Below are 629 nucleotides of genomic sequence, written 5' to 3' on the forward strand. Positions count from 1 at the left end.
TCACCACCTTCCTCCTCGCTGAAAGTGCTTTACAACCCGAAGGCCTTCTTCACACACGCGGCATGGCTGCATCAGGCTTGCGCCCATTGTGCAATATTCCCCACTGCTGCCTCCCGTAGGAGTCTGGACCGTGTCTCAGTTCCAGTGTGGCTGGTCATCCTCTCAGACCAGCTAGGGATCGTCGCCTAGGTGAGCCATTACCCCACCTACTAGCTAATCCCATCTGGGCACATCTGATGGCAAGAGGCCCGAAGGTCCCCCTCTTTGGTCTTGCGACGTTATGCGGTATTAGCTACCGTTTCCAGTAGTTATCCCCCTCCATCAGGCAGTTTCCCAGACATTACTCACCCGTCCGCCGCTCGTCACCCAGGGAGCAAGCTCCCCTGTGCTACCGCTCGACTTGCATGTGTTAAGCCTGCCGCCAGCGTTCAATCTGAGCCATGATCAAACTCTTCAATTAAAAGCTTGATTTGCTTCCACTCGAGAAGCGATGCTCAAAGATTTACTGCATGAATTTTACTTCAGTTAGTCACTCTTCAAGACTTGATATTTTTTTGCATCCGAAGATGCTGGATATCGTCTTGTGGAGTGCCCACACAGATTGTCTGATAAATTGTTAAAGAGCAGTG

The 629-nt window shown here is 51.4% G+C and carries 1 rRNA gene; it reads right to left on the bottom strand.

What is annotated here, in order from left to right:
- Positions 1-460, bottom strand: a 16S ribosomal RNA gene (locus ACJ8J4_RS24720); the annotation flags it as partial.
- Between the last annotated feature and the right edge of the window lie 169 nt (positions 461-629).

The organism is Serratia sp. CY47280 (genome assembly GCF_052168655.1).
GTDB classification, from domain to species: domain Bacteria; phylum Pseudomonadota; class Gammaproteobacteria; order Enterobacterales; family Enterobacteriaceae; genus Serratia; species Serratia bockelmannii.